The sequence below is a fragment of the Streptomyces sp. NPDC051286 genome (assembly GCF_044455345.1).
GTDB lineage: Bacteria > Actinomycetota > Actinomycetes > Streptomycetales > Streptomycetaceae > Streptomyces.
The window spans coordinates 131,989-157,435 of record NZ_JBITER010000004.1 but is presented as its reverse complement, the minus strand read 5'-3'; the positions used below and the strand labels follow the sequence as shown (position 1 = coordinate 157,435).

General features: G+C 68.7%; 17 protein-coding genes and 3 pseudogenes. 14 read left to right on the top strand and 6 right to left on the bottom strand.

The annotated features are described in order from the left end of the window. Window positions 1-234: 234 nt before the first annotated feature. The 3 genes and pseudogenes from ACIBB8_RS06720 to ACIBB8_RS06710 all read right to left on the bottom strand — a co-directional run bounded on the left by ACIBB8_RS06720 (window position 235) and on the right by ACIBB8_RS06710 (window position 3,897). A complete protein-coding gene (locus ACIBB8_RS06720; protein ID WP_398949335.1) occupies window positions 235-1,662 on the bottom strand; it encodes an amidase in 1,428 nt (475 codons plus the stop codon). A gap of 343 nt (window positions 1,663-2,005) precedes the next feature. Beyond that, window positions 2,006-2,209, bottom strand: a pseudogene (locus ACIBB8_RS06715) (amidohydrolase family protein); the annotation flags it as partial. Window positions 2,210-2,445: 236 nt separating this feature from the next. Beyond that, the gene (locus tag ACIBB8_RS06710; RefSeq protein ID WP_398949334.1) at window positions 2,446-3,897 is read right to left on the bottom strand and encodes an APC family permease; all 1,452 of its coding nucleotides are present in this window, start codon (window positions 3,895-3,897) and stop codon (window positions 2,446-2,448) included. A 170-nt stretch (window positions 3,898-4,067) separates the two neighbouring features. Between ACIBB8_RS06710 and ACIBB8_RS06705 the strand changes: the two genes are divergently transcribed. The 7 genes from ACIBB8_RS06705 to ACIBB8_RS06675 all read left to right on the top strand — a co-directional run bounded on the left by ACIBB8_RS06705 (window position 4,068) and on the right by ACIBB8_RS06675 (window position 13,688). Next, complete coding sequence (locus ACIBB8_RS06705; RefSeq protein WP_398949333.1) at window positions 4,068-4,619, top strand: TetR/AcrR family transcriptional regulator C-terminal domain-containing protein; 552 nt, start codon at window positions 4,068-4,070, stop codon at window positions 4,617-4,619. Between the two features lie 899 nt (window positions 4,620-5,518). Continuing rightward, window positions 5,519-6,817 carry a DUF4192 domain-containing protein gene (locus ACIBB8_RS06700; RefSeq protein WP_398949332.1) on the top strand — a complete coding sequence of 433 codons (1,299 nt, stop codon included), beginning with the start codon at window positions 5,519-5,521 and terminating at the stop codon, window positions 6,815-6,817. A gap of 286 nt (window positions 6,818-7,103) precedes the next feature. Then, window positions 7,104-7,868 carry an NUDIX domain-containing protein gene (locus ACIBB8_RS06695; protein WP_398949331.1) on the top strand — a complete coding sequence of 255 codons (765 nt, stop codon included), beginning with the start codon at window positions 7,104-7,106 and terminating at the stop codon, window positions 7,866-7,868. 112 nt (window positions 7,869-7,980) lie between these two features. Continuing rightward, entirely contained in the window at window positions 7,981-9,807 is a 1,827-nt protein-coding gene (locus tag ACIBB8_RS06690; protein ID WP_398949330.1) for an ATP-binding cassette domain-containing protein, read from the top strand. A 179-nt stretch (window positions 9,808-9,986) separates the two neighbouring features. Continuing rightward, window positions 9,987-10,853 (top strand): FadR/GntR family transcriptional regulator, encoded by an 867-nt coding sequence (locus ACIBB8_RS06685; RefSeq protein ID WP_398949417.1) that lies wholly within the window; start codon window positions 9,987-9,989, stop codon window positions 10,851-10,853. 325 nt (window positions 10,854-11,178) lie between these two features. Beyond that, window positions 11,179-12,729 carry an RNA polymerase sigma factor gene (locus ACIBB8_RS06680; RefSeq protein WP_398949329.1) on the top strand — a complete coding sequence of 517 codons (1,551 nt, stop codon included), beginning with the start codon at window positions 11,179-11,181 and terminating at the stop codon, window positions 12,727-12,729. A 128-nt stretch (window positions 12,730-12,857) separates the two neighbouring features. Then, window positions 12,858-13,688 (top strand): S1 family peptidase, encoded by an 831-nt coding sequence (locus ACIBB8_RS06675; RefSeq protein WP_398949328.1) that lies wholly within the window; start codon window positions 12,858-12,860, stop codon window positions 13,686-13,688. 106 nt (window positions 13,689-13,794) lie between these two features. Here the strand turns inward: ACIBB8_RS06675 and ACIBB8_RS06670 are convergent, their stop codons facing one another. Continuing rightward, a complete protein-coding gene (locus ACIBB8_RS06670; protein WP_037701300.1) occupies window positions 13,795-14,028 on the bottom strand; it encodes a hypothetical protein in 234 nt (77 codons plus the stop codon). A 439-nt stretch (window positions 14,029-14,467) separates the two neighbouring features. Between ACIBB8_RS06670 and ACIBB8_RS06665 the strand changes: the two genes are divergently transcribed. The 4 genes from ACIBB8_RS06665 (at window position 14,468) to ACIBB8_RS06650 (ending at window position 19,494) form a co-directional block, all read left to right on the top strand. After that, window positions 14,468-16,588 (top strand): type IIA DNA topoisomerase subunit B, encoded by a 2,121-nt coding sequence (locus ACIBB8_RS06665; RefSeq protein ID WP_398949327.1) that lies wholly within the window; start codon window positions 14,468-14,470, stop codon window positions 16,586-16,588. A 132-nt stretch (window positions 16,589-16,720) separates the two neighbouring features. Beyond that, window positions 16,721-17,239, top strand: a complete 519-nt coding sequence (locus ACIBB8_RS06660; protein ID WP_398949326.1) for a DUF1453 domain-containing protein — start codon at window positions 16,721-16,723, stop codon at window positions 17,237-17,239. A gap of 222 nt (window positions 17,240-17,461) precedes the next feature. Next, window positions 17,462-17,905 (top strand): DUF485 domain-containing protein, encoded by a 444-nt coding sequence (locus ACIBB8_RS06655; protein ID WP_398949325.1) that lies wholly within the window; start codon window positions 17,462-17,464, stop codon window positions 17,903-17,905. Continuing rightward, window positions 17,902-19,494, top strand: a complete 1,593-nt coding sequence (locus tag ACIBB8_RS06650; RefSeq protein WP_398949324.1) for a cation acetate symporter — start codon at window positions 17,902-17,904, stop codon at window positions 19,492-19,494. The genes ACIBB8_RS06655 and ACIBB8_RS06650 overlap by 4 nt, the downstream gene beginning before the upstream one ends. A 212-nt stretch (window positions 19,495-19,706) precedes the next feature. On the opposite strand, the pseudogene ACIBB8_RS06645 reads toward ACIBB8_RS06650, so the two are convergent. Beyond that, window positions 19,707-19,903: pseudogene (locus ACIBB8_RS06645) on the bottom strand (two-component system response regulator); the annotation flags it as partial. 118 nt (window positions 19,904-20,021) lie between these two features. Here ACIBB8_RS06645 and ACIBB8_RS06640 point away from each other — a divergent pair. Further along, window positions 20,022-20,216, top strand: a pseudogene (locus tag ACIBB8_RS06640) (citrate/2-methylcitrate synthase); the annotation flags it as partial. 23 nt (window positions 20,217-20,239) lie between these two features. Then, complete coding sequence (locus ACIBB8_RS06635) at window positions 20,240-21,343, top strand: CobW family GTP-binding protein (protein ID WP_398949323.1); 1,104 nt, start codon at window positions 20,240-20,242, stop codon at window positions 21,341-21,343. Window positions 21,344-21,380: 37 nt separating this feature from the next. Here ACIBB8_RS06635 and ACIBB8_RS06630 read toward each other — a convergent pair whose 3' ends face one another. Next, the gene (locus ACIBB8_RS06630; RefSeq protein WP_398949322.1) at window positions 21,381-23,831 is read right to left on the bottom strand and encodes a DNA topoisomerase (ATP-hydrolyzing) subunit A; all 2,451 of its coding nucleotides are present in this window, start codon (window positions 23,829-23,831) and stop codon (window positions 21,381-21,383) included. Window positions 23,832-24,044: 213 nt separating this feature from the next. Here ACIBB8_RS06630 and ACIBB8_RS06625 point away from each other — a divergent pair, with 213 nt between their 5' ends. Continuing rightward, window positions 24,045-25,421, top strand: a complete 1,377-nt coding sequence (locus tag ACIBB8_RS06625; RefSeq protein WP_398949321.1) for a M16 family metallopeptidase — start codon at window positions 24,045-24,047, stop codon at window positions 25,419-25,421. Window positions 25,422-25,447 lie beyond the last annotated feature (26 nt).

Genomic DNA, 25,447 nt, shown 5'->3' with positions numbered 1-25,447 from the left:
CATGCCACCAACTCGTTGCCATGAACGGCGGTGGGCCACACTCGGGCCGGGCCTTTACCCGGCGTACAGTCCGACTCGTCCGCCGCTACCGGCTGTGCCTCCGGAAGGGCCTCCGGTCTGTGCCGGAGACCCTTCCGGGTCTTTCATCAGCTTGCTGCTTCAGGCGTTGCTCCGGTCCTGGTCGAGCCCGTGGCCTCAACAGGTCGGCGTCCTGCACCGGTGGCAGACGTCATGTCAGAGGACCGGGACGCTGTTCCAGGGGCGGACGGCCTCGATCGCTGCTGCAGCGCGGAACACCGTGGCGTCGTCGTAGGTACGTCCGACGACCTGCACCCCTGTCGGTACTCCGGTCGAGGCGAAACCGGACGGCACGCTCAGGACCGGGCAGCGGCTGGCGATGTTGAACACCGTGGTCATTGCGGATTCCAGATAGAAGTCCAGCTCGACGCCGTTGATCACCACCTTGGTCGAGAGGTAGTCGTCATCCGCCTTGAGCGCTGGGATGGCGCTCGTCGGGCACAGCAGGACGTCGTAGCGGTCCAGCAGGGCGCCGAGCGTTGTTTGCACCGCAGCCTCGGTCTCAAGGCCCTGCAGGAAGCTGCCGGGCTCGCGGACGGCCTCGGCGGCCCGCCGGGCGAAGTCGAGCGCGTACGTGGTGAGCTGGTCGCCGTGCTCGGCGGCGACCGACGCGATGTAGGGGCCGAAGATGGAGCCGAAGTGGATCATCGCTGCCCGCATCACGTCCGCCCGCATGATGGGGACCTCTACCTCCTCGACGATGGCTCCGGCCGCGCGCAGCGCCTCCGCGACCGCGCGGGTGTTGGCCTCGACCTCGGGTTCGACCGGCCAGTCCCCGAGGGTGACCGAAAGCGCCACCCGCAGGCCTTCGGCGCCCTTGAACCGCTCGGGCAGGACGAGCTTGGGCCGCAGCGAGACCGCGTCCAACGGGTGGGGTCCCGCGATGACGTTCTCCAGCAGGGCGCAGTCTCCGACGGTGCGCGCCATCGGACCGTCGTGGCAGTACGTGTCGAGGTTGAACGGCGTCATCGCCGGCACGCGCCCGTACGGCGGCTTGAATCCGACCGTGCCCGTGTACGAAGCGGGGATGCGGATCGAGCCGCCGATGTCGGAACCGGTCGCGAGCGTCGCCTCACCCGCCGCGAGCGCGGCGCCTGCGCCGCCCGAGGAGCCGCCCGGAGTGAACTCCAGGTTCCAGGGGTTGCGGGTGACGCCCCACAGCCGTGACTGCGTGTACCCCGCGCAACTGAACTCCGGGGTCGTGGTCCGGGCGTGCACGATGCCGCCGGCAGCCTGGACCCGCTCGATCACCGGGTGCGTCTGCTCGGCGATCTCGTCTTGGTACGCCAGGGAGCCGTCCGTAATGCGGCGGCCCGCGATGGGCTGCTCCTCCTTCGTCGCGACGGCGAGACCCTCCAGCGCGCGGGGTGCCTCGCCCTTGCCCCCGTACCGCGCTTCGGCCTCGCGGGCGGCGGCGAGCGCCTCCTCGAAGGTCCGCTCGGCAAGAGCGTTGACCTTCGGCTCGACGGCTTCGGCGCGCGCGATGACCGCGGTCATCAGCTCGACCGGTGACAAGGAGCGGTCACGGAAACGGCGCAGGGCCTCGGTGGCCGGCAGATAGGCGATGTCGGTCAGGTCGGTCATGTGATGGTCCTTTGCGAGGAATCAGATGGGTCGGGTGGGCGCGCGGTGGCCTTCGGATATGCGGGTCGGTCCCATCCGGGCCGGGGGGCACGGAGTCGAGCAGGAGGCGGGTGCAGGGATGCTGAGGCTGGTCAGGACGGGTGTTGTGGGACCGGATTCGGCGGTCTTTCCGCCCTTGAGCACGACCATCTCGTCGGTGATGTGCCGGACGACCGCGAGTTCGTCGCCGTCCAAGAGGAAGCCGATGCCCTCGTCACGCCGGATGCAGGCGAGCGCGTTGGCGAATCCACGGGTGGAGCCGCGCTCCGAGGGTGCGGTCAGGAGGCGGAGTGCACGAGCGCTCCCCCACGTAGGTCTGCAGAACCCGGGATGTGTGGATCTCCTCGCCCGGGGCGGCGAAGATGTCCCGGTCGAGGACCACTAGGTCGGCGAGGTGGCCCGGCCGCAGGCTGCCGGCGTCGTCCCTGCCGTTGACGTGGGCCGGACCCGCTGTGCAGACCGCGACCGCGGTGGCGAGGTTGAGCCGCTGTTCGGGCAGGAAGACCCGGCCGGCCCGATCAGTCCCCGTACCTCGTCATGGCCGACAGCCGAGATCCGCTCCCCAGCGCCGGTGAGGCTGCTCGCCCGGGTGCTGGCGGGGTCCCCGGTGTGCACTCGGTCTTGGGTGAAGACCCGATCGGCCTTGGTCATGGGAGGTGCTCCTGATGGGGCAGCGGTCCGTGAGCGGGCTGCTGGAGGGAACGACGGGTCGGCGGTCCGTGCCGCGCGCCAGCAGGGCGCTGGTCAGCCGACGCTGATCGGTTCGCTGTCAGCGGCGGCGTCGCGGGTACGGATGAAATAGGGCGACCGGCGGTGCCAGCGGGCCCACGCAGCGGCCAGCAGGCCGGAGCCGATCATCAGCACCGGGACGAGCAGTGCGAACCAGCCGTTGTCGGCGGAGACTTCGAAGTGATCGGTGGAGCGGTAGAAGGCCCAGGCGAGGTAGCCGCCGGTGGCGAGCAGCGCGAGCGCACCCAGCACCGGTGCGACGACCGCGCGCAGGGCCTCCAGCGGTGAGGTGCGCAGCAGGTGGCGGAAGCGCACCGCGGCGGCCACGGCGGTGAGGGCGTAGTAGAGGGCGACGACGATGCCGATCGCGTTGACGGCGGCGAAGATCAAGTCATTGACGGTGGGGATGACCAGCGCCATCGCGGCGAGGACCAGGGCGATCGCGGTGATCAGCAGGGTGCCGACGGCGGGGGTTCCGTGCTTGGGGTGGAGGCGCGTCCAGACGGAGCCGAGGACGCCGTCACGGCCCATCGCGTACATCCCGCGGGCGGTGGGGATGACTGCGGCCTGCAGCGACGCTACCGCGGAGAACATGAGGGCGATGAGCGGCAGTGCGGCCAGCGGCTGCTCGGCGAGCTTCATGCCGAAGTAGGCGAGCCCTTGCGCGCCGTTGTCGGCCAGTTCGTCCAGCGGCAGGACCCGCTGGAAGGCGGTGCCGGCCAGCAGGAAGAGGAGCAGCATGACGGACAGGGCGATGAACCCGCCGCGAGAGGCGTCCCGCGGGTCACTGACCTCTTCACCGACGCTGAAGACCGACTCGAAACCCCAGTAGCAGAAGACCGCGAGCACCATGCCCTGGGCGAGGGCTTCGGCTGAGGGGATGTCGAAGGGGTTGTACCACTGGAGTGAGAACGGCTGGTCCCCGGCGAACAGGCCGTAGACGCAGAAGGCGAGCAGCACGCCGTACTCGAAGATCAGCAGGTACTTCTGGATACGCGCCGCGAGGTCGAGCCCGCGGACGGCGACCAGCGCGGCGGCGACCAGGACGGCCATGCCGAGGAGCGTGGACTGGAGGGTGGAGTCCGGATCGAGGGAGAGGCCGGCAACGCTGTGGACGGTGGCCTGCCCGAGGAGCTGGATGATCGCCGAGCCGGTCACCGTGGTGGTGTAGGCCATGAACACGATGGTGCCAACGACGTTGACCCATCCGGTCAGGAAGCCCAGCCAGGGGCTGAAGATACTGCCGACCCACTTGTAGCTGCTGCCGGCGTTGGGTTCGACACGGTTGAGCCGCCCGAATCCGCCGGCTATGCCGAGCACGGGCAGGAAGGCCAACAGCATGATCGCCGGTAGGTGCAGGCCGACGATGCTCGCCATCAGCCCCAGTCCGATGCCGATACTGCTGGTGGCCGCGGTGCTCGATGCGGCGAGAACGATGCTGTCGACGACGCCTATGGACTTCCGCATCGCGGACTGAGGGGCCTGGGCGCTTCTTCTCGGCGCGGTGCTTGCATTTTTCACTGGTATCACCAACGATCGCCGCCTTCTCGGGGGAGGGTGGCCGGAGAGCTCGGATGGCAGGCCATGAAACCGGTGACCCCTTCACACGTCAATCGTGTTGTCATAAGCCCAGGGTCATGACTGAACGTGTGGTTCCGGAGCCGTGGCGACGGCGCGGAAGGCCGACGAAGCAGGGCGCAGTGCTGTCCGAACGGGTCATTGTGGAGACGGTCCTGCACATGGTCGGCCAGCATGGCGCGGATGTGTTGACGGTCCGGCGGCTGGGAGCCGCACTGGACGCCGACCCCAGTGCGCTCCACCAGTACTCCCGCAACGCCGACGACCTGCTGCTGGCGGTCGCCGACGAGTTCATCGGCCGTGCCCAGCCCGGCAGGAAGCCCACCAGCGAGTGGCGTACCGGCCTGTGCGAGCTGGGGCTGCGCGTCCATGCCTCGCACCAGGCGCACCCGCAGGCCGCCCTGTTGGCGGCGTACCGGACGACCGGGCGGGACAACGAGATCCGGGCCGTGGAGACGATCCTCGGCGTGCTGCGGTCGACGGACTTTCCCGATCGGGAAGCGGTGCGGATTTATCACGCCTGCGTGGACCAGGCGCTCGCCTTCGCGGCCCTGGACGCGGCCGCGCTTGCCCTGCCTGCTCCCGCGCAGGCGGCCGATCTCCAGGTGTAGCAGGACCGCTGCGGGTGCCTGGAGGCGAACGCGTGCCCCTACATCGCCGCCACTGTGCGCCTGCTGGCCGCCGACATGATGCTCAGTGGCCTATCCGTTCGCGCTCGAGTTGCTGCTCGACGCCGTCGAAGCCAGGCTGTCCGGGGCAGGTGGGGAGGCCGGCTGAGACTGGATCAGGCGCTCTCGCCCTCGGCCCCGCCAGGGCCTGGGCCGGACGGATCGCGGCCGAGAACCTGACCGCGGCCTCGAATCCGGGTGAGCGCGCTGCCTTCGGTCAACACTGTTGACGCTTCTGGGGGGTGGAGTCTGATGGCGGGATCCGCAAGCCCAGCCGTTCCACGCACCATCCGAGGAGGCTTCCATGGATCCCGCCCACGCGCTCCAGGACACCAGGTGAACCCCGTTCTAGTGCCGTGACCGGCCATGTATGCCCCATGAGGAGCGTCGTCCGGTGCGTGCGATCGCAAGGCGGCCGGACGTCCTTGGCTGGGCCTCCCCTGCTCGAACGGAGCTGAGAGGGAGCTACCAGGGCTTTCGGCCAACGCGGCGAGCGGGCGTACTGGGCGGCGCGACGGGGCAAAGCTTGCCGGGAGGGGCACTGGCTGGACGACTCCGGCTGCCCTGCCCCAGCCGGTCCGCTGGACGACCAATGCTCTGAGCTTGTCCGCGATGAGCGCCCCAATGGTGGCCCGCCGCTGGTCCTCGCGCAGCCGGGCAGTGCCGGTGGTGTCCCCGACGAGTCGGGACAGCACGGAATCGCCAAAGCCCTGAGCGGTCTGCGTTGGTCATGCCCCCATGCAACCCGATGGCTACGACACACGGCGAACGCCCCCGCACCCCTGTGGACAAGTTATCCACAGGGGGTCGCGGATTTCTGCTGCCCGCGGGACGGTCATGCCATGAACAAGCACCACGAATCCACCGGACCGGCCGACGAGCAGCGGATCACTCTGCGCGGGCCCGCCGAACTCGCCGATGCCCTTCCATATCTCATGGGCTTCTATCCGAACGACAGCGTGGTCATGGTCGCTCTGCACGGCGGCCGAGGCCGCTTCGGCGGGCGGCTCAGGCTCGGAATTCCGCAGTCGCCGCAGGAATGGCCGCACGTCGCCGAGCAACTCGCCGAGTGCCTGGTCAAGGGGAGCGAGCGACGCGGTGAGCACCCTGATGCGATCGTCGTATTCCTCTGCCAGGATCCTGCCGACGGGGAGACCCCGGGCCAGACGATGGAGCGGCTGCGGCCGTTGGCCCAGCGTCTGCGTACGGCCTGCGGGGCTCTCGATGTACCCGTTCTCGAAGCACTCTGCATCTCCGGCGGACGCTACTGGTCCTACTGCTGTCCGGACGCGCGCTGTTGCCCGAGCGAGGGCAACGGCTTGTCCCTGCCGGGCACTTCGGTGATGGCGGCCGCCGCCGCTTACGCGGGTATTCAGGTCCGGGGATCTCTGAGGGAGATGGAGGCCAGACTGGCGCCTCTGAAGACCCCGGCCGTGGCAGAGCAACCGCAGGCCCTCGACTCGGCCGGCGCTGCATTGGTGCCGAGGATCCTCGACGAGGAGGGACGCAAGGAAGTGGCTCGCGAGACCCTCGGGCTCGCGCGCGTCCTGATGAGACGCCTCCGGGAGGCGCCGGCGACCGCGCCCTCCGCGGCCGACGGCCAAGACGACTCGCTGATCAGCAATGACGAGGCGGCCGCTGTGATCCTGGGTCTCCAGGACCGGGAGACCCGGGACAAGGCCGCGGAATGGATGGAAGGGCCCGTAGCTCAATCCGCCCTGCGGCTGTGGCAGGCGCTCTCACGCCGTTGCGTCGGGCCGTACGAGGAGCATGCTGCTGCGCCGCTCACCCTGGCCGGCTGGGTCTCCTGGTCGACAGGCGACGAGCCGGGCGCCCGGGTCGCACTGGGGCTGGCCCTCCGGGCGGACCCCGACTACACCTTCGCTCAACTGCTCCATCAGGCATGCAACGAAGGACTCGATCCGGAGGCTCTGCGCCGCTGCCTGCGCGGGGAGAGCAGCGAGCAGAAGGAGCGCGGTCATCATCGTGCCGAGCGAGTCGTCCGGCCTCGCACGGTACGCCCGTCCGCGGTGAGGCGGAACAAGACGCAGCCCGGCCAGGCCCGGCCAAGGGCGGTCGCGCGACGCCGTGACCGTGAGCCGCGGGCCCACGGTCACGGCCGGGCACGGGGCGGGCGATGACCATGGATCCCGATCGTCCGGTGTCGGGCGGGGGAGCGGGGGCGCGGCGCAGGGCATCGAGTTGAGCGGGCACAGACAGCGGGACCGACAAGAGCGACGAGGGGGAGCCGCCGGTGCGCAGCTTCTGCGCACCGGAACACGACGGTCTACGGGGTGCTGCCGCGGTGTGCCCCGGAGAACGACTCTCGTTGCGCGGCCCGCGAGCCGGCCAGTTTCTGGGGCCGGACTGGATGAAGATCATGACGAAGGGAGTGTTTATCGTCAGGCAGACGACTATGATCACGGCATGCCGCCCTACGACCCGTCGACCTTTCCGCCGTTCGCTGTCACCGTCGACCTGGTTGTGCTCACCGTGCGCCGTCATGCGCTCTGTGCGCTGGTGGTTCGCCGTGGCGAGTCCCCGTTCCAGGGCAGGTGGGCACTTCCCGGTGGCTTCGTCAGAGCCGATGAGGACCTCGGAGCCGCTGCGGCGCGTGAGCTCGTCGAGGAGACCGGACTGTGCGCGCAGGACCCGGTGGCCCCGGCAGTCGGCAACGGTGCCCATCTCGAACAGCTCGCCACCTACGGCGACCCCAGGCGCGACCCCCGGATGCGAGTCGTCAGCGTGGCTCACCTCGCACTCGCCCCCGACCTGCCCGCTCCCCGCGCGGGTGGCGACGCGAACAGTGCACGGTGGGCACCCGTCGAGGATCTGCTCGGGCCGGAGGGCGGTTTCGGCCGCGAGGGTGAACAGCACGCCCCGCTCGCCTTCGATCATGCGCAGATCCTTGCCGACGGCGTCGAGCGGGCACGTTCCAAGATCGAGTACTCCTCGCTGGCCACCGCTTTCTGCCCTCCTGCGTTCACGGTCGGAGAGCTGCGGCGGGTGTACGAAGCGGTCTGGGGGGTGGTTCTGGACCCGCGGAACTTCCATCGCAAGGTGACGGGCACCCCCGGCTTCCTGGTGCCTGCCGGAGGAACGACCACCCGCCAGGGCGGGCGCCCCGCCCAGCTCTTCCGGGCCGGCGCGGCCACCGTGCTCAACCCGCCGATGCTGAGGCCCGAGGTCTGATCTCGCGGAACGCCCGCAGAACTGATGATGCGCTAAAAGTCCGATATGCCGGGTTATCGTGCTGCGGTATTCGCCCTGCCGCCGAGCGGTCTCACCTTCCGCGAGAGAAGCGATGCTCCAGGCCATCGGACTCACCAGCGCCCCCCACCGCGGCCGTCCGCCCGCCGTGGACGACCTCACCTTCGAAGCCGGACCCGGCCGCGTCACGGCACTCCTCGGCGCCCCCGGTTCCGGCAAGACCACAGCCCTCCGTCTGATGCTCGAAATCGAGGCGGGTCGCGGTGTCACCTACTTCCGTGGCAGGCTGCTGCACCGCATCCCGCATCCCGCCCGTGAAGTGGGAGTGCTCCTCGGGGACGTGCCCGGCCATCCCGTCCGCACCGTCCGTGGCCAGCTCCGCATGCTCAGCGCCGCAGCAGGGGTACCCGCCGCCCGGGCCGACGAGCTGCTCGACACCGTCGGCCTCGCCGGGCTCGGCGACCAGCGCATCGGAGCGCTCTCGCTCGGCATGGACCGCAGGCTGGGCCTCGCGTCGGCGCTGCTCGGAGACCCCCATGCGCTGATCCTCGACGATCCCGGAGAAGGGCTCTCGCCACGCGAGAAAGCTTGGTTGCACGGGTTCCTGCGTGCCCATGCCGCGCAGGGAGGAACGGTCCTCTACACCACCTGTGACCCCAAGGAGGCGGCCCGCGCGGCCGACCACGTGGTCACTGTCGATGCCGGACGGCTGGTCTCCGACCAGAACGTCATCGACTTCTCACGTACCCGCCTGCGCCCCCGCGTCGCAGTCCGGACTCCGCACGCCGCACGGCTTGCCGCAGTCGTGAGCCGTGAGGCGCGCGCGGCCCGGCGTTCCGTTGAGGTGGTCACCGAAGCGGGCAGCCGCCTCTCGGTGTACGGCAGCACGTGTGCGGAGATTGGCGACACGGCATTCCGTCACGGTGTTCCCGTTCACCAACTCGCCGACGAGATCGCCGACACCGGCCCCGCGACGGCCATCGCTTCCGATGTGGAAGTCGCGTCGCCGGGGCGGGCGTCACTCGCGTCAGGCCCGGAGGCGGCACGGGCGCAACCGGAGCCGACTGCCGCCGAGCCGGAAGCTGTGCCGCAAACGGCATCGCCCGTCCCGGGTCCGGAACACGCGCCGTCGATCCGCCGGCGGCCGGCTCGTAGTCCGCACCGGCCACTCCGCTACGAACTGCGCCGTCTCTTCGGCGTCAGAACAACGACGTTGATCATGGCGGCCGTTCTCGTCGTCTCGGTCGGACTCTCCGTCCTTCTCGCCCGCACCGGCCATGCCCCACTGCCGAACCTGCTCGCAGCTTGGCCCACGGCGCTGCCCCTGCCGCCTGCTGCTGCCGGTGCCGGACTGCTCGGCGCGCTCTCCTTCGGCGACGAGTTCCGCTACCCCGCGCTTGCGGCCGGCCGCGGCACCGTGCCCCACCGTCTCCGTCTGCTCCTGGCCAAGCTGGCGGTCTCCGCGGGTGTCGCGCTGCTCCTCGCTCTGATCGTTGTGGCGGCCTCCGCCGAGGCACTCCGCCTCGTGTATGGAGGCGACTTGGTCAGCGTTCCGTCGAATACAGCTTTTCTCGCGGCGAGTTGGGTGGGCCTGAACGTGGGCTGCGCCTGGGCGGGTCTGCTGGCCGCTGGAATCTTCCGAGTGACCGCCGCCGGAGTCGCCGCAGTGCTCGCTGTGCCCGCTCTCGTCGTTCCGCTTGTCCGAAGAGTGCTGTCGGGGCCGGCCGGCCACTCGGTACTCGGGCTCCCCGGCAGGCTCCGTGAACTGGCTTGGGCGCAGTGGCCGGACGGCATGGACACCTGGGTGATGGCGGGGGTGCGCGTGGTCGTGCACCCCGTGGGGGCGGCGCTGACGTTGTTGCTCTCGGTCCTCATCTGCGCGTATGTGTTCACCAGCCTTCGCGGCAGGGTCCGTTGGTGATCACGGAGCGGCCACCCGGTCAAGAGGCCTGCAATTCCCTTGAGGGTGCCCGTTTTGTGTAGATAAGGCGTCAATTGGGGGGTGGGCGCCGATCACCCTTTCGTGTGCTTTTCAGCAAAGACCTCAAGGGGTGGGCGAGCCGCGCCGACAAAGGATGCGTGAGTACCCTTGCGCACACCATGATGACCGCCGCCCGCTCCGTCGATTCCGGCCTCGCCGGCTCGGGTGAACTCGACCGCTACCCCTATACGGAGGCGCCGGCCGGCGAGCGCGCCGCCATCCGTTCGTGGGACGGCACCGATGCAGAGCTGGGGCGAGCGGGCCGGCGGGGTTCGGCCAGCCGCGGCCGTGGCCTCCACGGACAACTCGTTCAGCAGCTCGGTCAGATGATCGTCTCCGGTGATCTGGGTGCCGATCGCCCGCTCGTGCCGGAGGAGATCGGCCAGCGTTTCGAGGTCTCCCGCACTGTCGTCCGTGAGTCTCTGCGCGTTCTTGAGGCCAAGGGCCTGGTCAGCGCCCGGCCCAATGTGGGTACCCGGGTCCGTCCGGTCAGCGACTGGAATCTGCTGGATCCCGACATCATCGAATGGCGAGCCTTCGGTCCGCAGCGCGACGACCAGCGTCGTGAGCTGGGTGAGCTCCGCTGGACGATCGAACCGCTCGCCGCTCGCCTCGCCGCCGGCCACGGCCGGGAGGACCTTCAGCAGCGGCTCGGCGACATGATCGAGATCATGGGGCACGCGCTCGCGCAGGGCGACGTGATGACTTACTCGCGGGCCGACGCCGAATTTCATTCCCTGCTGATCCAGGCCGCCGGCAACCGCATGCTCGAACATCTCTCCGGCATCGTCTCTGCCGCCCTCCAGGTCTCGGGTGGTCCGGTCACCGGCTGTGACCGCCCCGGCGAGGCGTCCCTCGGCCACCACGTCCGGATCGTCGATGCCCTCGCGGCCGGCGACGCGGCGGGTGCCGAGGCGGCCATGCGTCAATTGCTCGTCGTCCACCCCGAGGTGGAGCGGGTGGTGCCGGCGCCGCGCGAGCACTGACCGCGGTGCGGCCAGGGTGTACGAACCATGTGTCGCCGGACCCTCGCGGTCCGGCGGCTCAATTGTTGAAAGATGTCGCTCTTGGCCGCGTTCGCCGTAAATGGGGTGTGACTCGGGCCACGCGGATTGGGCGTAACACTCCTTGAGGCGGTGCGATGACTTAAGAGGTGACCGCCGCGGAAGGAATACAGCAGCCATTGACGGCGCTGTGCAGTTCTGAGGCCAAACCCGCGCCGTCGGTACATTCCCAGCCCGACGGTCGTCGGTTCCAGCCCTCTCCTGGGCCGGGCCGGAAGCCGTTTTCCATCGTTCCGAGAGGTTGTTCGTGTCGGCCAGCACATCCCGTACGCTCCCGCCGGAGATCGTCGAGTCCGAGTCTGTGATGGCGCTCATCGAGCGGGGAAAGGCTGATGGGCAGATCGCCGGCGATGACGTGCGTCGGGCCTTCGAGGCTGACCAGATTCCGCCAACCCAGTGGAAGAATGTTCTGCGCAGCCTCAACCAGATCCTCGAGGAAGAGGGTGTGACGCTGATGGTCAGTGCCGCGGAGTCGCCGAAGCGCGCCCGCAAGAGCGTCGCAGCGAAGAGCCCGGTCAAGCGCACCGCCACCAAGACTGTCGCGGCCAAGACGACCGTGACGAGGACCGTCGCGGCCACCGCCGCCACGTCGGCCGAGACCGTGGACGTGGTGGCCGACGACGCTGCCGCGGCCAGCCCTGCGAAGAAGGCGGCAGCCAAGAAGGCAGCTGCCAAGAAGACCGCCGTGAAGAAGACGGTGGCCAAGAAGACTGCAACGAAGAAGGCCGGTAAGAAGGACGCCGACGAGCTTCTCGATGGCGACGAGGTTGTCGAGGAAGTACCGGTCGGCAAGGGCGACGAGGAGGAGGGCGAGGGCGAGAACAAGGGATTCGTCCTCTCCGACGACGACGAGGACGACGCGCCCGCGCAGCAGGTCGCCGTCGCAGGCGCCACGGCCGACCCGGTCAAGGACTACCTGAAGCAGATCGGCAAGGTCCCGCTCCTCAACGCCGAGCAGGAGGTCGAGCTCGCCAAGCGCATCGAAGCGGGCCTGTTCGCCGAGGACAAGCTGGCGAACTCCGACAAGCTCGCGCCGAAGCTCAAGCGCGAGCTGGAGATCATCGCCGAGGACGGGCGCCGCGCCAAGAACCACCTGCTGGAGGCCAACCTCCGCCTCGTGGTCTCGCTGGCCAAGCGTTACACCGGCCGCGGCATGCTCTTCCTGGACCTGATCCAGGAGGGCAACCTCGGTCTGATCCGCGCGGTCGAGAAGTTCGACTACACCAAGGGCTACAAGTTCTCCACGTACGCCACCTGGTGGATCCGTCAGGCGATCACCCGCGCCATGGCCGACCAGGCCCGCACCATCCGTATCCCGGTGCACATGGTCGAGGTCATCAACAAGCTTGCGCGTGTGCAGCGTCAGATGCTCCAGGATCTGGGCCGTGAGCCCACCCCGGAGGAGCTGGCCAAGGAGCTCGACATGACCCCCGAGAAGGTCATCGAGGTCCAGAAGTACGGTCGTGAGCCGATCTCCCTCCACACGCCGCTGGGTGAGGACGGGGACAGTGAGTTCGGTGACCTGATCGAGGACTCCGAGGCAGTCGTCCCGGCCGACGCAGTCAGCTTCACGCTCCTCCAGGAGCAGCTGCACTCGGTGCTCGACACCCTCTCCGAGCGTGAGGCCGGCGTGGTCTCGATGCGCTTCGGTCTTACCGACGGTCAGCCGAAGACTCTCGACGAGATCGGCAAGGTCTACGGCGTGACGCGTGAGCGCATCCGTCAGATCGAGTCGAAGACCATGTCGAAGCTGCGTCACCCGTCGCGTTCGCAGGTGCTGCGCGACTACCTCGACTGAGTCGCGGGAGTAGGCAGGCCGAGGGCCCGGTTCCGAGGAACCGGGCCCTCGGCGCATGTGCGGGTGCGGCTGCCGACATGGTGGATGACTCTGAGTGGGCATGATCCACCGCAGAGTCAGGAGTGCGCATGTTCCGTACCGTCGTCCGCGCCATGACCGGGCCGTTCGCCCTGGTTTCCGCGGCAGCTGTGATACCGCTCGGGTCCCCGGTTCCGGCGGCTGCCGACAGCATCGTCATCGGTGGGCAGCCGGCACATGTCAAGGACAGCCCGTGGGTCGTGGCGCTGTCCAGCCGTAACCGATTCGGAGGTACCCGTGCGGGCCAGTTCTGCGGTGCCGTGCTGGTAGGGCCGACGAAGGTGCTGACCGCTGCCCACTGCCTGAGCCGGGAGGCGCTCGGCACCGATGTGGGCCAGGTGCGCGACCTGCGGATCATTGCCGGGCGGGATGAGCTGACCGGCTCCGGCGGCCGGGAGGTCGTGGTCAAGAGGACATGGATCAACCCAGGGTACGACCCCACCACCAACTCCGGCGATCTGGCGGTGCTCACGCTTGCCGATACGCTCCCCGGAGAAAGCGTGATCCCGATGGTCACAGCCGGTGACCAGGCCGATGAGCCGGGTAGCTCAGCCCTCGTCTACGGCTGGGGGGACATCTCCGGGAAGGGTGACTACGTGACGTCGCTCCGCTCCGCCCAGGTGAGGGTTCTGCCGGACAGCACGTGCCAGCGGGCCTACCCGGGCGGCAGAGGCGCCGCGTACGAGGCCTCGACGATGCTCTGTGCGGGTCAACCGCAGGGCGGGCACGATGCATGCCAGGGGGACAGCGGAGGGCCGCTGGTGGCCGGTGGGCGGCTCATCGGCCTGGTGTCCTGGGGGAATGGCTGTGGGGTTGTGGGCAGCCCCGGCGTCTACACGAGGATCTCCGCGGCTGCGGGCTGGATGGCAGGCAGTAGCTGATCGGCGTCGATCCGTGGGTACGAGAACGGGCGGTTCCCCCCTCGGTGGGGGAGCCGCCCGTCGGCCGGTACGGAGCCGGACCCTGGCTCGTCGTGGATGCGAGGTGTCAGTGTTGTTCCTCTTCGACGGCATTGGCCTGTACGGCCGTCAGTCGGTCCGTCTCATCCTGTATCTCCGCGGCGATCTTCTTGAGTTCCGGCTCGAACTTGCGACCGTGGTGGGCGCAGAAGAGCAGTTCACCGCCGCTGATCAGGACGACGCGCAGATATGCCTGGGCGCCGCAACGGTCACAGCGGTCTGCTGCGGTCAGCGGGCTCGCGGGGGTCAGAACAGTAGTCACGTCGCCTCTTCTCTAGCTCGACGAGCTGTCGTACCAGGGTCAACATCCAACCAGGCCGAAAACGTTCCCGCTCGTGGCTTTTCTTCGAAACTTCTTCTCAAGATGGCTGTCTGTTGCCGGTTGGCGGCGAATGTGCCGTATTGCGTAGCGCTACGGTTTCGCGTTGCTTGTATTGGTCGGTCGGTCCGTCCGGCCGGCTTGCCGGTTTGTTCATGAGGACGTGCCCGGAGCCTAAATGGTTCATGCCTCGAAGGGAACGTGATGTGCGCGTCACTCCCACGAGGGATCGAACGCGTATGCGAGGCTGGTCTAGTGTGAGCATTCCCTGAGGGCGGCGGTACAACCGCTCTACCAGGCCTCGGTAGGCTCTCAGCGGCAACCGAAGCCGAGCCCGTTACCCACCTGGACCCCAAATGAAATTCAGCGAGGAGCGAACCGCGTGACCGCCGATACGTCCGTGCCGTCCACTGCGCTGCTGACCGGAGCAGACCGAGACGGCTCCAACTACACCGCGCGGCACCTTCTCGTACTTGAGGGGCTTGAGGCGGTTCGCAAGCGTCCCGGGATGTACATCGGGTCGACCGACAGCCGTGGCCTCATGCACTGCCTCTGGGAGATCATCGACAACTCCGTCGACGAGGCCCTCGGCGGTTACTGTGACCACATCGAGGTCGTCCTTCACGAGGACAACTCCGTCGAGGTCCGGGACAACGGCCGGGGCATCCCCGTCGACGTGGAGCCCAAGACCGGACTGTCCGGCGTCGAGGTCGTCATGACCAAGCTGCACGCCGGCGGCAAGTTCGGCGGCGGCTCGTACGCCGCGTCCGGTGGTCTGCACGGTGTGGGAGCCTCCGTGGTCAACGCGCTCTCGGCCCGACTCGACGTCGAGGTCGACCGCAACAGCGCGACCCACTCGATCAGCTTCCGGCGCGGGGTGCCGGGCATCTTCACCGAGCAGGGGCCGGACAGCCCGTTCGACCCGGCCAACGGCCTCCGCAAGGGGAAGCGGGTCCCGAAGGCACGCACCGGAACCAGGGTGCGCTACTGGGCCGACCGGCAGATCTTCCTCAAGGACGCCAAGCTCAGCCTGGAGACGCTCCACCAGCGGGCCCGGCAGACGGCATTCCTTGTCCCCGGACTCACGATCGTCGTACGCGACGAACGTGGTCTCGACGGTGAGGGCAAGACCGAGGAGACGTTCCGCTTCGACGGCGGAATCAGTGAATTCTGCGAGTACCTCGCCCAGGACAAGGCCGTCTGCGACGTGCTGCGGCTGACCGGGCAGGGCACCTTCAAGGAGACCGTGCCGGTCCTGGACGAGCGCGGGCACATGACGGCGACCGAGGTCACGCGTGAGCTGGCTGTCGACATCGCCATGCGCTGGGGCACGGGATACGACACCAACCTCAAGTCCTTCGTCAACATCATCGCCACCCCCAAGGGCGGCACACATGTGACCGGGTTCGAACGCTCCGTGACCAAGACGGTCAATGAGGTGCTCCGCTCCGCGAAGCTCCTGCGGGTTGCCGAGGACGACATCGTCAAGGACGATGCCCTGGAGGGCCTCACCGCAGTCGTCACCGTACGGCTGGCGGAGCCGCAGTTCGAGGGCCAGACCAAGGAGGTCCTCGGCACCTCGGCGGCCAACCGGATCGTCGCCAATGTCGTCGCCAAGGAGCTCAAGGCATTCCTCACCTCCAGCAAGCGTGATGCCAAGGCGCAGGCCCGGGCGGTCCTGGACAAGGCCGTCGCCGCCGCGCGCACCCGCATCGCGGCCCGGCAGCACAAGGACGCGCAGCGTCGCAAGACGGCGCTGGAGTCCTCCTCGCTGCCCGCCAAGCTCGCGGACTGCCGCAGCGACGACGTGGACCGCAGCGAGCTCTTCATCGTGGAAGGGGACTCCGCGCTCGGCACGGCCAAGCTCGCCCGGAACAGTGAGTTCCAGGCGCTGCTGCCGATCCGGGGCAAGATCCTCAATGTCCAGAAGGCGTCCGTCTCGGACATGCTGAAGAATGCCGAGTGCGGCGCGATCATCCAGGTCATAGGGGCAGGGTCCGGGCGGACCTTCGACATCGACGCCGCCCGTTACGGCAAGATCGTTCTCCTGGTGGACGCCGATGTCGACGGCGCGCACATCCGGATCCTGCTGCTCACGCTCTTCCAGCGGTACATGCGGCCCATGGTCGAGGCGGGACGCGTCTTCGCCGCCGTGCCCCCGCTCCACCGGATCGAGCTGGTCCAGCCGAAGAAGGGCCAGGACAAGTACATCTACACGTACTCCGACGGCGAGCTGCGCCAGACGCTGCTGGAGCTGCGGCGCAAGAACGTCCGGTACAAGGACTCGATCCAGCGGTACAAGGGTTTGGGCGAGATGGACGCCGACCAGCTGGCCGAGACCACGATGGATCCGCGCCACCGCACACTGCGGCGAATCAACATCGGCGACCTCGAATCCTCCGAGCAGGTCTTCGATCTGCTGATGGGCAACGAGGTCGCGCCCCGCAAGGAATTCATCACCAGTTCGGCGGCCACACTGGACCGCTCCCGCATCGACGCGTGACCGGCAGACGGCGTCTCCACCCACGGGTGGAGACGGCGTCTCCACCCACGATCAACCCCTGAGCCGATCCTCTGACCTGGCATTTTCCGTAGCGTCGAAGGTGTTGAACCTTTCCGCGCCTCGGAGGCCGCCATGTCAGGGCTCATCAATGTCCTGGTGATCATTGCCGTCATCGCGCTCGTCGTGGTCCGCCAGTGCTCGGCACGACGGAACTCGGACGATCGGCGCTGGTGGGTCCTGCCCGGCATTCTCATCCTCTTGTCCCTGCGCCAGTCCGGCCTGACCGACCCGCGCGACGAAGCGCTGTCTTTGGTGGTCCTCGGCGCCGAACTGCTGGTCGGGCTGGTCGTCGGTGTCGGCTGGGGCCGGACGACCCGGCTGTGGCGCGAGTCTGACGGATCGATGTGGAGCAGGGGCACCAAGGCCACCGTCCTGGTCTGGACGGGAGGTCTGGCGCTGAGAACCGCACTGTCCGGGACAACAGTGCCGATGGGCATACGTCAGGGCAGTGCCGCCCCCATAGCAGCTCTCGCGCTGACGCTGCTCGCGCGCAGCGGTGTGCTGACCTGGCGGGCCCGGGGGATGAGCCCGGCGTACGGTGATGCTGTCGGCGGCCTGTCGTCGCAGCCCGCGTGGAAGGGCCGTGTATGACACGCGCTACCTGGACGAGTTGGCCGTCCCGGGAGGCACTCTCCCGGCAGGAGCGCACGCGCCCACGGGCGGTCATTGCCTGGTCCGTACGCGCGCTCCTGCTGGCCCTCGTGCTCTGGGGCAGCGTCACCGCCGGGAAGTTAAGTCCCTGGGAAGTCGCGGTCGGACTGCTGGGTGTATTGGGCTGCGCCTGGACCGGAAGCAGGGCGCGACGCTGCAGCGATGCGAGTCGACGACCCGTGGTACGACGCTCTGGCCTCCGGATGGGGAGAGCTGGACGGTGCGGGGGGCTTTGTGTCCGTCCGGCCACTCGGGCCCGTGGCCCCGCAGCGCAGCCACAGCGCGGCCGACATCTATCTGGAGGTGCAGCGCAGCGCGGCCTTCCAGGAAGTGCGCCGTCGGTACCGGCGGTTCGTCGGCCCCGCCACCCTGGCCTTCGTCGTCTGGTATCTCGCCTATGTTGTCACGGCGGTCACCGCACCCGGGCTGATGGCCCGTCCGGTTGCCGGGGCAGTCAACGTAGCGATGGTCGCAGGGCTCGGGCAGTTCCTCACCACGTTCCTGCTCACCGGGGCGTACACGCGTCATGCGCGGCTGCGCAGGGACCGGACCGCGCTTGACCTGCGCTGGGAGACTCAGGAGATGACGCGGGGGATCGGGCGTTGAGCGGGAATCACCAGACCCTGGCGTTGCTTCTGTTCAGCGTATTCATCGCCGTGACGCTCGCCATCACCACCTGGGTGAGCCGCAACCGGCACGGCTCGGCGGAGGAGTTCTACGCCGGCGGTCGGTTGTTCTCCCCCATGGAGAACGGTTTCGCGATCGCCGGTGACTACATGTCGGCCGCATCCTTTCTCGGAATCTCCGGCCTGATCGCGCTGTTCGGATACGACGGCATGCTGTACTCGGTCGGCTTCCTCGTTGCCTGGCTCGTCGTCCTGCTGCTGGTGGCCGAACTCGTCCGTAACTGCGGCCGATTCACCCTCGCCGACGTGGTGGCCGCGCGGATGTCGGAACGTCCGGTACGGATCGCGGCGGGCACCTCCTCCGTCACCGTCTCCGTGCTCTACCTGGTGGCGCAGATGGTGGGTGCGGGCAGTCTGGTCGCCCTGCTCCTCGGCGGTACGAGTAGCGCCGCCCGCTCCTGGACCGTCATCGGGGTCGGGGCGCTCATGGTGATCTATGTGTCCCTCGGAGGGATGCGCGCCACGACCTGGATCCAGATCGTCAAGGCCGTCCTGCTGATCGTGGGCGCGACTGTGCTCACCGTGCTCGTTCTGGTCCATTTCCACGGCAATGTCAACGCGCTCCTCACCTCCGCCGCCGAGCGGAGCGGGCACGGACTGAAGTTCCTCTCGCCCGGACTCAAGTACGGCGGCAGCTGGACCGCCAAATTCGACTTCATCAGCCTCGGGCTGGCCCTGGTGCTCGGTACGGCCGGACTGCCCCACATCCTGTCGCGCTTCTACACCGTGCCCACCGCCCGCGCCGCCCGCCGCTCGGTCGTCTGGTCGATCGGCCTCATCGGCAGCTTTTACCTGATGACGATCGTGCTCGGGTTCGGTGCGGCAGCGCTGGTCGGTTCGGCGGACGTACGGGCGTCGAGTCCCGCCGGGAACACGGCCGTCCCACTGCTGGCCCTGGTGCTCGGCGGTGGCGAAGGATCCACCGGGGGAGCGATTCTGTTCGCCGTGGTCGCCGCCGTGGCCTTCGCGACCATTCTCGCCGTCGTCGCCGGGATCACGCTTGCCTCCTCCGCCTCCGTGGCTCATGACCTCTACGCCTCGCTCAGGCGCCCGGGCTCCAAGCAACACAGCGAAGTCACCGTGGCCAGGGTCGCCGTGGCCGGGGTCGGGGTGGCCGCCATCGGGCTGGGCCTGGTCGCCCAGGATCTGAATGTGGCGTTCCTGGTCGGGCTCGCCTTCGCCGTCGCCGCCTCGGCCAATCTGCCGGTGCTGCTCTACTCGCTGTTCTGGCGGAATTTCACCACGCGGGGAGCGGTCTGGTCGGTCTACGGCGGGCTGATCCCCGCGGTGCTGCTCGTCCTGCTTTCACCGGTCGTCTCCGGCAGCCCCACCTCGCTCTTCCCTGGCGTCGACGTCCAGTTCTTCCCGCTGGAGAACCCCGGACTGGTCTCCGTCCTGCTCGGCTTCCTGGCCGGCTGGATCGGCACAGTCACCTCACCCGAGCCACCCGACGACGCCAAGCATGCGGAGACCGAGGTCCACGCGCTGACCGGGGCGGGGGCGGTGTAGCCGGTCCGGTCAGCGGACGGCGGAGGAGCCGGTCCGGGAAAACGGGACCGGTTGTGGCTGCCGCGGGCCGCTGGTCCGTCACAGCGGGATTCCCTGGTGCCGTGACCGGCAGGGTTGGCCCCGTGAGGAGCGTTGTCCGGTGCGTGCGATCACAAGGCGGCCGGACGTCTTGGCAGTGGAGCTGCCAGGGCTTGTGGCCAACGCGGCGAGCCGGCGTGCTGGGCGGCGCGGTGGGGTTCGCCCGCCGCCCACAGGGCGCCGAAGAGCCGGTCCACGCCTCCCTGCTCGGTCTCGCCGCGCCCTCCAGGGTGTGATGCAGCGCTGCGTACGTCTCCAGCTTGGTACGCAGCCCCGCGTACGTGAACGCCTTCACCAGGTACTGGAGCGTGCCGCGCCGCATGGCCTCCTGGCCACTCTTTCCGGCCTTCGCCGAGGTCGTCGGCGATGCGCCCACCCAGCAGGGACTGACGGTTGTGGTGGCCACGTCGCGCGCCGCGGCCGGCGCGCGCCGCCTGCGGAACGCGCGCGACGTGGAGTTCCATGCCGGGGCCGTCATGGAGCTGTGTGGGGTGCCGCGCGAGATGTTCACGCCGACCTTCTGTGCGACGCGTGTGGCCGGCTGGAACGCTCATATCCTGGAGCAGGCGGAGGACTCGAAGATCATCCGCCCGGCGGCCCGCTCCATCGGTCCACCCCCGCCGCAGCCGGTACCGGCGCCCTGAGGTTCCCCCGAGGAAGGCCACCGTTGAGCCCGTCATCCCCGCCCCGCAGGCACCAGATCCCGGTCATCGTCCTGGCAGGGTTCCTGGGTTCCGGCAAGACGACCCTGCTCAATCACCTGCTTCGCCACCGCGCGGGGAACCGGATCGGCGTGATCGTCAACGATTTCGGTTCGATCGAGATCGACGCCATGACCGTCTCGGGGCAGGTCGGCTCGACTGTTTCATTGGGCAACGGATGTCTGTGCTGCGCCGTCGACGCGAGCGAACTCGATACCTTCCTGGAGACGCTGACCCGCCCCGCCCTCGGCCTCGACGTGATCGTCATCGAGGCCAGCGGACTCGCGGAACCCCAGGAGCTCGTGCGCATGCTGCTGGCCAGCGACAACCCGCGCATCGTGTACGGGGGCCTGGTCGAGCTCGTCGACGCCGCCGAGTTCGACGCCGTCCGGGAGCGCCATCCGGAGATCGACCGGCACCTCGACGTTGCCGATCTTGTCGTGCTGAACAAGACGGACCGGGTCACGGACGAGGAGCAGGACCGCATCCGGGACGCCGTCGCGGCGACCGGCAGCAGGGCGGCCGTTGTCTCCGCCGAGTACGGACGCATCGACCCGGAGCTGCTCTTCGACCCGGCGCTGCGGCCGGACGGCGAGGAGCGGATGCGTCAGCTCTCCTTCGAGGATCTCCTGCTGGACGAGGAGGGTGACGAGACGCACGCCGGGCATCTGCACACCACGTACGAGAGTGTCTCGTTCAGCGCCGGTGTACCCATGAACCCCCGCCGAACGATGGAGTTTCTCGACTCCCGGCCGGAGGGCCTCTACCGGATCAAGGGGTACGTCGACTTCGGCGCGGGAGACCGCGGAAACAAGTACGAGGTGCATGCGGTCGGCCGGTTCCTGCGGTTCGCCCCGCAGTCCTGGAAGCGCGACGAACCACGCCTCACCCAGCTGGTGCTGATCGGCTCCGGCATCGACCCGGATGCCCTGCACAAGGAGCTGGACGAATGCCGCGAGAGCACCGAACCACCGGTGGAAGCAGGGCCGGCGCCGGACATGACGCAGGACGCCGCACATGAGCAGAGCATGTGGGGCGTCCTGCGCTACGTGCAACAGCCGGCTGACTGAAACCGACCGACGCATGCGGCCGACGGTATCCCGCCGGCTACACCGGTCCGGCGACCACCGCGACCGGCTTGGCCAGCGGCGTCCCCGAACCGTCGCGCCGCGGATCCGGCTCCGGCAGTTCGGACGGGGTGCCGTTCTTCTGCGCCGCCCGCGCCGGGACCGCACCCGCCCAGGCGAACACCAGGACGTCCTCGCCCTTGAGGAAGCGCTGACAACGCACCCCGCCGGTGGCCCGGCCCTTGCGCGGATACTGGTCGAAGGGCGTGAGCTTCGCCGTCAGCACCGAGTCGTCCAGCGTGCCGTGCGAGCCCGCCACCGTGAACACCATCGCGTCCGTCGCCGGGTCCACCGCGCCGAACGAGAGCACCTCGGCGCCCTCCGCCAGCTTCACGCCCGCCATGCCGCCCGCCGGCCGGCCCTGCGGCCGTACCTGGGCCGCCGGGTAGCGCAGCAGCTGTGCGTCGGACGTGATGAAGACGAGGTCCTCCTCGCCCGTCCGCAGTTCGGCGGCGCCGACGATCCGGTCACCGTCCTTGAGGGTGATGACCTCCAGCTCGTCCTTGTTGGCCGGATAGTCCGGCACCACCCGCTTGACGACGCCCTGCAGGGTGCCGATCGCCAGGCCGGGGGAGGACTCGTCGAGCGTGGTGAGGCAGATGACCTCCTCACCGGTCTCCAGCGTGAGGAACTCCGAGACCTGTGCCCCGCCCGAAAGATTGGGTGCGGCATGGGTGTCCGGAAGCTGGGGCAGGTCGATCACCGCGAGCCGCAGCAGCCGCCCTGTCGACGTCACCACGCCGACATCGCCACGCGCCGTCGCCGGCACGGCCGACACGATCACGTCGTGCTTGGCGCGCTTGGTGTCCTCGGTGACGACGATCGGGTCGCCGGTGGCCGTACGGGCCAGGAGACCGGTCGAGGACAGCAGCACCCGGCAGGGGTCGTCCGCGACCTCCAGCGGCACCGAAGCGACCTGCGAACCGGCCGACTCCAGCAGCACCGTACGCCGGTCGGTGCCGAACTTCTTCGCGACCGCGGCCAGTTCGGTGGAGACCAGCTTGCGCAGCGCGGCGTCCGATTCGAGGATCGTCGTCAGCTCGTCGATCTCGGCGTTGAGCCGGTCCCGCTCGCTCTCCAGCTCGATCCGGTCGAACCGGGTCAGCCGGCGCAGCGGGGTGTCCAGGATGTACTGCGTCTGGATCTCGCTCAGCGAGAAGTGCTCGATGAGCCGCTCCTTCGCCTGCGCGGAATTGTCGCTGGACCGGATGAGCCGGATGACCTCGTCGATGTCGATCAGCGCGACGAGCAGACCCTCGACCAGGTGCAGCCGGTCCCGGCGCTTGGTCCGGCGGAACTCGCTGCGGCGGCGCACCACGTCGAAGCGGTGGTCGAGGTAGACCTCGAGGAGCTCCTTGAGACCCAGCGTGAGCGGCTGTCCGTCGACCAGCGCCACATTGTTGATGCCGAAGGACTCCTCCATCGGCGTCAGCTTGTAGAGCTGTTCCAGTACGGCCTCGGGCACGAAGCCGTTCTTGACCTCGATGACCAGCCGCAGGCCGTGCTCGCGGTCGGTGAGGTCCTTGACATCGGCGATGCCCTGGAGCTTCTTCACCGAGACCAGGTCCTTGATCTTGGCGATCACCTTCTCCGGGCCGACGGAGAAGGGTAGTTCGGTGACGACCAGGCCCTTGCGGCGGGCCGTCACGCTCTCCACGGCAACCGTCGCACGGATCTTGAACGTGCCACGCCCGGCCGCGTACGCGTCCTTGATCCCGCCGAGGCCTACGATCCGGCCACCGGTCGGGAGGTCGGGTCCGGGCACGAACCGCATCAGGGTCTCCAGGTCCGCGCCCGGATGCCTGATCAGATGGCGGGCGGCGGCGATGACCTCGCCCAGGTTGTGCGGCGGCATATTGGTCGCCATGCCGACCGCGATCCCGGATGATCCGTTGACCAGGAGGTTCGGATAGGCGGCGGGGAGTGCGACCGGTTCCTGTTCCTGGCCGTCGTAATTCGACTGGAAATCGACGGTGTCCTCGTCGATCGACTCCGTCATCAGCGACGTGGCGTCGGCCATCCGGCACTCGGTGTACCGCATGGCGGCCGGCGGGTCGTCGTTGCCGAGCGAGCCGAAGTTGCCGTGCCCGTCGACGAGGGGGAGCCGCATCGAGAACGGTTGCGCCATCCGGACCAGCGCGTCGTAGATCGACGCGTCGCCGTGCGGATGCAGCTTGCCCATCACCTCGCCGACGACGCGGGCACACTTCACGTAGCCGCGGTCGGGGCGCAGCCCCATCTCGTTCATCTGGTACACGATGCGGCGGTGCACCGGCTTCATGCCGTCGCGGGCGTCCGGCAGGGCCCGTGAGTAGATCACCGAGTACGCGTACTCGAGGAAGGAGCCCTGCATTTCGTCGACGACGTCGATGTCGAGGATCTTCTCCTCGAAGTCGTCCGGCGGCGGGGTCTTCGTACTGCGGCGGGCCATCGCTGCTGCGACTCCTTCACAGATCTGTTCGGGCAACCTCTGGTTCTGACGCGGACCATTGTGGACCGCCGCACTGACAACGCTGACCTCGACCCGTCCCAAGCGCTCTTTCACGCGAACTTCCACGACACGGGAACTTCGCCAGGTGTCCGTGCGCTTGCTTACAGTGGCAGGTCTCGCAGGAAATCCAGTATCGCGATCGAAGGGACGTACATGCCCATGGGTCACACGGCCACAGCCCAGGCCGGCTCCGGCGGCTTGACAGCGACCGAGCACCGTCTGGCCAACGGCCTGCGCGTGGTGCTCTCCGAGGACCATCTGACCCCGGTCGCCGCGGTGTGCCTCTGGTACGACGTCGGGTCGCGCCACGAGGTCAAGGGGCGCACGGGGCTGGCTCACCTCTTCGAGCACCTGATGTTCCAGGGCTCCGGACAGGTCAAGGGGAACGGACACTTCGAGCTGGTGCAGGGCGCCGGAGGCTCCCTCAACGGAACGACCAGCTTCGAACGCACCAACTACTTCGAGACGATGCCCACGCATCAGCTGGAACTGGCCCTGTGGCTCGAAGCCGACCGGATGGGCTCGCTGCTCGCCGCGCTCGACGACGAGTCCATGGAGAACCAGCGGGACGTCGTCAAGAACGAGCGCCGCCAGCGGTACGACAACGTTCCGTACGGCACGGCGTTCGAGAGGCTGACCGCCCTCGCCTACCCCGAGGGTCACCCGTACCACCACACCCCGATCGGCTCGATGGCCGACCTGGACGCGGCGACGCTCGAAGACGCGCGGACCTTCTTCCGTACGTACTACGCGCCCAACAACGCGGTGCTGTCGGTCGTCGGCGACATCGACCCCGAGCAGACGCTCGCCTGGATCGAGAAGTACTTCGGCTCCATCCCGTCCCACGACGGCAAGCAGCCGCCGCGCGACGGCACGCTCCCCGAGATCATCGGCGAGCAGCTGCGCGAAGAGGTCCACGAGGAGGTCCCGGCGCGGGCGCTGATGGCCGCCTACCGGCTGCCGCACGACGGCACCAGGGAGTGCGACGCCGCGGATCTCGCGCTGACCGTGCTCGGCGGAGGCGAGTCCTCCCGGCTGCACAACCGCCTGGTCCGCCGCGACCGCACAGCCGTTGCGGCAGGTTTCGGGCTGCTGCGGCTGGCCGGCGCGCCCTCGCTCGGCTGGCTGGACGTGAAGGCGTCCGGCGGTGTCGAGGTGGCGCAGATCGAGGCCGCGGTCGACGAGGAGCTGGCCCGATTCGCCGCCGAGGGCCCCACGCCCGAGGAAATGGAGCGTGCTCAGGCACAGTTGGAGCGCGAGTGGCTGGACCGGCTCGGTACGGTCGCGGGCCGCGCCGATGAACTCTGCCGGTTCGCCGTGCTGTTCGGCGACCCGCAGCTCGCCCTGACCGCCGTCCAGCGGGTCCTCGACGTCACCGCGGACGAGGTCCAGGCGGCGGCCAGGGCCCAGCTGCGCCCCGACAACCGGGCGGTGCTCGTCTACGAGCCGGTCGAGCCGGCCGAATCCGCCGACGCGGAAGCCGATGAGACGGACACCGACACCGACGCGCACGAAGGGGCGGACAAGTGACCGACGCTGCCGCGACTGGAGTATCG